Here is a 7,365-nt window from a genome sequence, read left to right on the forward strand (position 1 = left end):
GCGAACACATCATGCCCGGGATGGCCCAGCCATCCCGGGCATGCTTTTTGAAAGGGTAGACCTTGGATATTATCCGTGTTGAAGGTGGCCACACCATCGGAGGCTCCGTGCCTGTTTCGGGTGCAAAGAACTCTGCACTCAAACTCATGGCGGCAACGCTTCTGGCACCGGGGAAGACGACGCTGCAGAACGTGCCCGATATCTCGGATGTCCATGTTATGGGCAAGGTGCTCAAGGGTATGGGCGCCAAGATTGACGTTCTCGATGAGCATACGCTCGAGATCGACACTTCTCAGGTTGATTCCTGGGAGGCTCCCTACGAGCTTGTCGCCAAGATGCGCGCCTCCACGGCCGTGATGGGTCCCCTGCTGGGCCGTTTCCATCGTGCCAAGATTGCCATGCCGGGTGGCTGCAATCTGGGTGCCCGTAAGATCGACATGCACATCTTGGGTCTTGAGGCGCTGGGCGTAGAATTCGACACTGCACACGGTTACATCAATGCCAACGCTCCTCAGGGGTTGCGTGGTACCACGGTTACGCTTGAATTTGCCAGCGTCGGCGCTACCGAGAACCTCATCATGGCGGCCGTGCGCGCACAAGGCACTACGGTTATCGATAATGCGGCTCGCGAGCCCGAGATCGTCGACCTTGCCAACATGCTCAACGAGATGGGCGCCAAGATTGTTGGCGCCGGCACGCCCGTCGTGACCATCGAAGGTGTGGACGAACTGCATCCCGTTACCCATCGCGTGGTGGGCGACCGCATCGAGGCCGGCACCTTTATCGTTGCCGGTGCCCTGATGGCCGATGACCGCGGTGTCGACGTTACGGGCTTTTGCCCCATTCACTTGGGCATGGTGCTCAAGAAGATGGAGCTCATGGGTATCGAGTGTGAGCGAATCGAGAATGGCGTTCACGTGAGTCGTGTCGAGCGCATCAGGCCGGTCGATATTCAGACACTTCCGTTCCCGGGCTTCCCGACGGACATGCAGGCGCAGATCATGGTGCTTTCCGCTCTTGCTGATGGCAGCTCTGTGATTACCGAGAATATCTTCGAGAACCGCTTCATGTTCGCGTCGGAGCTGGTCCGTATGGGCGCGGATATCCGCATCGAAAGCCATCACGCCATGATTCATGGCGTCAAGGGATTCTCGGGTGCACAGGTTACCTCGCCTGATCTGCGCGGCGGCGCCGCGCTCGTCGTTGCTGGCCTTATCGCCGACGGCGTTACCGAGGTCTCGGCCATCCATCACATCAAACGTGGCTATGAGCAGTTTGTCGAAAAACTCCAGGCACTTGGTGCAAACGTCGAGCACGCCACTGTTCCCGATCCCGTCATCTACTAATGCAGGTTGCCTATGTTTAATAATAAGAAGCCCTTAGCGGATACTCGAAGACCTTCAACCGGCGCACAGGCCAAGATCTACAGTCGCGATAATGTTGCACGCTACTCCGAGCGCGCTCGTCAGCGCCGCCGCGGCCAGACAATCCGTCGCGTTGCGCTTATCACCGTGCTTGGCGTGCTGTTGAGCGCTACGACTGCCGCCGGGCTGTGGTTCGCCAGCATTATGGGCAAGCTTGGCGATTCCAATGTCATTACCGACAATCTGCGCCATATCTTGGTGGATACCAATGAGGCCAAAGATCCGTTCTACGTGCTTCTTTTGGGTACCGATGGTCGTCCGGGCGAGGACACGTATCGCGCCGATTCAATTATCTTGGCGCGCATCGACCCTACGCAAAAGCAGGCTACGCTTATATCCATTCCACGTGATACCAAGGTTGTCTATAACGGCGAAACCATGAAGGTCAACGCCTGCCATACCTATGGCGGTGCCGAGGCCATGGTTCAAGCGGTCAATGAGCTGTGCGGCGTGCAGATTTCCCACTATGCCGAGGTTAGCTTTGACGGTATGCAATCATTGATTGACTCTGTGGGCGGTATCGACATCAACGCCACCGACGATGTCGATGACCCCGAGCATCTGGACATTAAGATTACGGCAGGCCAGCAGCACATGGACGGTGCTACCGCGCTCACCTATGCCCGTTGCCGCTATACCTATGCCGACGGCGACTATACGCGCATGCGTCACCAACGCCAGGTGCTTGGTGCCCTTGCCAACCAGATTCTCAACAACTTTGATGCTACGAAGGTCTTCGACCTGGTTAATTCGCTGTCCGATATGCTTGTGACCGATATGAGCGTTCAGGACATCGTGTCTACGGTCAATGCTATGCGCGGCATGGATGTCGATGGCATCTATTCGGCGAATCTGCCTTCCTACGCAGATGAAACCACCATGATCGACGGCCAGAGCTATGTCTTTGTCTACGAGGACGAGCTTAAGGAGATGATGGCGCGCGTCGATGCCGGCAAGGATCCTAAGGGACCAAACACCATGGGCCTATCCGACGGAACCAGCTCCACAATCGGTGATTTGAGCAACCATACTTCTGACGATTACGCCTACGGTACGGCCGGTTCGTCGGAAAGCTCGGACGATTCGAGTTATTCGGACGATTCGAGCTATTCGGACGATTCGGATTACAGCTCATATTATTACGAGGAGCCCACTGGCGACGGCAACGGTTACGAAGCCAACTACTAGGGTTGCGCGGGCTTGCCAGCCCGTGCAACGGCTCGACGCTGCGCGCCGCCCAGAGCGACAATTTGTCATTCAAAAGGCAGGGCATGACCAGAAGGTCAATGTCCTGCCTTTTTCATGCCAACTTGTTCGCTCTGGACGTCGCTCGCTGACGTTGATTCAACCAGCGATGCCGACTACTCCCCTTGCACCAAAAAATCTCCCCGTTCTCGGTTTTGAGGACGGGGCGATTCTGCTTACCTAGATTATTCGAGTTCCTTATGCGAAGCGGGCGACGAGCTCCTGCAAGACGTCGGTCATCTTGACGAGCGAGCTGACCGGAACAAACTCGTTGACGCCGTGGTAGCAGTAGCCGCCCGTCGAAAGGTTGGGACAGGGCAGGCCGCGGAACGACAGCTGTGCGCCGTCGGTGCCGCCGCGAATCGGCAGCACCTGGGGCTCAACATCGCAGGCAAGGAAGGATTCCTTGGCGACTTCGATCAGCTCTGGGTAGTCGCGGACGATCTCGGCCATGTTACGGTACTGGTGCTTGATCTCGACCGTTACGCGCTCCTCGCCCAGACGCTGGTTGAGCAGCGCTGCGGCAGCATCCATCAGCTCGAGCTTCTGCTGGAACTTGGCGGCATCGTGATCACGGACGATATAGCGCGCCGTGGCATGGTCGACTGTGGCAGAAACGCCCTCAAGGTGATAGAAGCCCTCGTAGCCCTCGGTGTATTCCGGACGCTGCACGTAGGGGAGCAGGGCATTGAAGTCGCAGAACAGATTGCCCGCGTTAACCATGCGGCCCTTGGCGTCGCCGGGGTGAATGGACTGGCCCTCAAAGCTAACGGTAGCCTCGGCGGCGTTGAAGCACTCCCACTCAAGCTCGCCAACCGGACCGCCGTCGACTGTGTAGGCATACTTACAGCCAAAGTCCTCGATATCCAACAGCTCGGCACCGTGGCCGATTTCCTCGTCCGGGCAGAAACAAATACCAAGCGTGGGGTGAGGCAGGCTGGGGTCCTGTGCAATGCGTGCGACGAGCGCCATAATCTCGGCGACACCGGCCTTATCGTCGGCGCCCAGCAGCGTGGTGCCGTCGGTGCAAACCAGGTCCTCGCCCAAAAGGTTGTTGAGGGCGGGGAGCTTGGCGGTGCTCATGGATACGGGCTTGCCGTCGACGATGCCGCAAACCAGGTCGCCGCCCTCGTAGTGCACGATGTGCGGCGCTACGCCGGCGCCCGGTGCGACCTCGGTGGTGTCGAGGTGCGCGATCAGGCCCAGGGCGGGCTTATTCTCGGAGCCGGCGCTCGCGGGAATGTGAGCGCAGACATAGGCGTTTTCGGTTACATGGGCATCGGTTGCACCAAGCTCGCGCAATTCCTCGGCAAGCACATTGGCAAGATCAAACTGGACGGTGCTCGACGGAACCTGGTCACAGTTGGCATCCTCGGACTGTGTGTTGATCTGGACGTAGCGCAAAAAACGCTCGAGTACGTCGGGGTTCGTGGTGGTGTTTTCCATAGAGACCGCTCCAATCTTGGTTGTCGTGTGCAACAAGAACTCTAGCACGGTATGCCGCAGCATACCGCGACGCTTGGATGGGGTAGAATCAGCCATTGAATGCAGAAGGGACGGATGTTCATGGATACGACAAATAGCTCGCGCGAGCTACATCTAACGGTGGCGAACGAAGACTACTTGGAGTGCATGGTTCGCATCGAAAGCGAGGATGGGGAGACTAATGGCGTGCGGTCGGTCGATATCGCACAGCGTCTTGGCGTTTCGAAGGCATCGGTCAACAAGGCGGTTTCGGCTCTCAAGGCATCCGAACTTGTCGAGCAGTCTCACTACGGCAAGGTTATCCTGACCAACCGTGGGCGCGAGGTCGGTTTGGCTATCTGGTATCGCCATCGCCTGATTCGCACATTTTTGGTCCAGGAGCTCGGCGTCGACTTTGAGCGCGCCGATGCCGAGGCCTGCATGATGGAGCACGCGCTTTCCGAGGACACAATGGTCCGTTGGCTCGCCTATCTCGAAAAGCAGGGAATCAGCATCGAGGAATAGCGAAACATATATATGGATACGAGTTATTACAATCGCTTCGGCGGCGAGGAGCTTATGCGCCGACTTGCCAGCGAGACGCTGCTGGCACAGGGTCCGATGGGCAGCGTGCTGCTGAGTGAATACGGTGCCGCCGATATTCCGCCGGCATTTTGGAACCTCGCCGAACCACAGACGGTTTCTCGCATCCACCGACTGTATGCCGCCGCTGGTGCACAGGTGCTTATTACCAATACGTTCCAGGCATCGGGTTTTGCGCTCGATCGCGATGAAATCGCTCCATCTATGGCAGAGGTCAATCGCGGGGCGGTCGACGATGCCCGCCAGGCAAATCCCCAGCTATTGTTGGGGTCCATGGGGCCTATTGCGATTGAGTGGTTTGTCGAGGATTCTTCCGAGTATCGAGAGATTCGCGCAAATGCTCGCGAGCAGGCGTCCGCCCTGCTCAACGCCGGCGTCGACGGGATTCTGGTCGAGACGATCACGTCTATCCGCAATCTGCAGCCCGTGCTCGCCGGTGTCTATGATGCCGCTGATGGCATGCCCGTTCTGGTGAGCTTTGCTATTGATGACAAGGGCGACCTGCTGGGTGATGGCCTAAACATCGAAGGTGCCATCTTGTATGCCGAGAAGCACGGTGCGAGCTCGGTTGGGATCAATTGCTGCACCCTGACAGCGGCTACCGCTGCGGTACCAAGAATGGTCAAGATAGCCACGACGCCCGTTACTGTACGTCCCAATGCGGGAAATCCGGTCCAAACGCAAGATGGGCCCGTGTGGCACGAGGACCCCGAAGCTTTCGCGCGCGCATGCGTCGAGTGGAAGCGGGCTGGCGCCGCAATGGTTGGTGGCTGTTGCGGAACCACGGCGATCACGACGGCTGCTATGGCAGACGCGCTCGATATATAGAGTCCTAAGAAAAGCACATTCGAATTACCGCCCCAACCGGGGCGGTTTTTTTGTCTATATGCGCCCTCGACGGCTTTTGCCTAAACGGTGAATGCGTGCGCCGGCGGCTTGCCGGGCGCTCGTTGCGGGTATACCACCTGCGTACCATGATCCAAACACTGCGAGGTGTCTGCGTGTGTGCGCGATAATTCATTTTGGAACTGATGGCTGGCGCGCTCGCGTCGGCGAGGATTTTAACGCTGACAATGTTGCCCGTATCGCTGATGCCGCCGGCGAGCTCTGGCAAAAGACATATCCCGGCAAGACGGTATATATCGGGTATGACACCCGTCCCCGGGCGCGCGAGTTTGCAGAACTTGCAGCTGGCGTGCTTGCGGCCCATGGCCTTGATGCCGTGCTCGCGGCCCGTTTTGTACCCACGCCTGCCATCACGTGGGCTGCCGCATACGATGGCGAGGCGTGCGGGGCGCTCATGGTGACCGGTTCACATCATCCGCAGGGCTATCTCTGTCTCAAACTGCGCATGGGCGATGGTTCCACGGCAAACCAGGACGTCATCGAAGAGCTCGAGGCAACGATGGCCGCCGAACCTCTGGGGCTCGAGGAGCAGTATCGCACGGCGGATATCATTCCCGACTATATGCGAGCGGTAGCATCGTTTGTCGATGCCGATGCCATTCGTGCCGCTCATCTGCGCGTGGTGGTCGACCCCATGGGGGGAGCGGCTCAAGGTTATCTTGCCGATTTGCTGCGCGAGCTGGGTGTTGAGGTCCATGAGATTCATGTGGGGCAAGCATCGGATTGGGGGGATATCTGTCCCGATCCCGTAGAGCCGTGGGTGGATGCCTGCGAGCGTGCAGTTATCGAAGACGGTGCGTGTGCCGGCCTGGTGACCGATGGCGATGCTGACCGTATTGGCGCGGTCGACGAGCGCGGTAGATATATACATCCGCATCAGATCATGGCGCTCGTAATGGGCGAATTGGTTCAGTTTCGCAATTTGAAGGGGCGAGTCGTCGTCAATCTATCGTGCTCGACGCTTGTACGTCGTGTTGCCGAGGCACTCGGTTGCCGTGTGACCGTAAAACCGGTTGGCTTCAAATATATAGCCGCCGAGATGAAAAAAGACGGGGTGCTTATGGGCGGTGAGGAGGCCGGTGGCATCGGCATTGCCGCGCATATGCCCGAGCGTGACGGCATTCTCGCTTGCCTACTCCTGTGTGAGCTCATGGCAAAGACGGGGGCTTCGCTGGGCGTGCTGGTCGATCAGCTCGAGGCGAGTTTTGGAAAAACAAGTTATGGCCGTCGAGATTTACGACTTGAGGCAGAAGATGCCGAGTCGCTGCGCACGCTGCTTCCCGGTGTGAATCCAAAGTCGATTTGCGGCAAGGCGCCGCAGAGCGTAAGTCACATGGACGGCTTGCGTTTGGCATTTGAGGATGATACCTGGCTGTTGGTTCGCCCGAGTGGCACTGAGCCGGTGGTGCGAGTGTACGCCGAGGGCTTTTCGGTGGAGGAGCGCGACGAGTTGCTTGATGCCGGCTGCGCTTTGGCTCGGGGCGCATATCGGCTCTAGCCATGGGGCTGATCAATATAAAGATATGCTCGGCGAGTGGTAGGTAACGACTGGCAAGCGTCAGCTGCGGGTATAAATGTGTAGGAGTTGTGTGCAACCAGATTCCCGCCCCGCGGGCCCCTCCGGTCTGGCAATATATCTCCTTGCCGCGCGGCCCGGTCGGACCGGGAACCAGCGCAGGCGTGCACCTTGAGAACCGGATACTGCGAGGATGGACACACCAGA

The 7,365-nt window shown here is 58.4% G+C and carries 6 protein-coding genes; 5 read left to right on the forward strand and 1 reads right to left on the reverse strand.

The features are described from left to right. Nucleotides 1-62 precede the first annotated feature (62 nt). Both murA and ACTQVX_RS05650 read left to right on the forward strand, forming a co-directional pair. Entirely contained in the window at nucleotides 63-1,346 is a 1,284-nt protein-coding gene (gene murA, locus ACTQVX_RS05645) for a UDP-N-acetylglucosamine 1-carboxyvinyltransferase (protein WP_441017009.1), read from the forward strand. Nucleotides 1,347-1,358: 12 nt separating this feature from the next. After that, complete coding sequence (locus ACTQVX_RS05650; RefSeq protein ID WP_441560519.1) at nucleotides 1,359-2,612, forward strand: LCP family protein; 1,254 nt, start codon at nucleotides 1,359-1,361, stop codon at nucleotides 2,610-2,612. 255 nt (nucleotides 2,613-2,867) lie between these two features. Here ACTQVX_RS05650 and pepT read toward each other — a convergent pair whose 3' ends face one another. Further along, nucleotides 2,868-4,115, reverse strand: coding sequence for a peptidase T (gene pepT, locus ACTQVX_RS05655; RefSeq protein ID WP_441041461.1), 1,248 nt, complete (start codon nucleotides 4,113-4,115; stop codon nucleotides 2,868-2,870). A gap of 120 nt (nucleotides 4,116-4,235) precedes the next feature. On the opposite strand from pepT, the gene ACTQVX_RS05660 reads away from it, so the two are divergent. From ACTQVX_RS05660 to ACTQVX_RS05670, 3 genes are all read left to right on the forward strand, one after another. Beyond that, entirely contained in the window at nucleotides 4,236-4,658 is a 423-nt protein-coding gene (locus ACTQVX_RS05660) for a metal-dependent transcriptional regulator (protein WP_154518396.1), read from the forward strand. 12 nt (nucleotides 4,659-4,670) lie between these two features. Next, nucleotides 4,671-5,564: a homocysteine S-methyltransferase family protein gene (locus tag ACTQVX_RS05665; RefSeq protein ID WP_441560521.1), complete on the forward strand. Its 894-nt coding sequence runs from the start codon at nucleotides 4,671-4,673 to the stop codon at nucleotides 5,562-5,564. Nucleotides 5,565-5,739: 175 nt separating this feature from the next. Then, nucleotides 5,740-7,140 (forward strand): phosphoglucomutase/phosphomannomutase family protein, encoded by a 1,401-nt coding sequence (locus ACTQVX_RS05670; protein ID WP_441560523.1) that lies wholly within the window; start codon nucleotides 5,740-5,742, stop codon nucleotides 7,138-7,140. Nucleotides 7,141-7,365 lie beyond the last annotated feature (225 nt).

It is taken from the genome of Collinsella sp. LCP19S3_A6 (assembly GCF_052122015.1).
Lineage (GTDB): Bacteria > Actinomycetota > Coriobacteriia > Coriobacteriales > Coriobacteriaceae > Collinsella.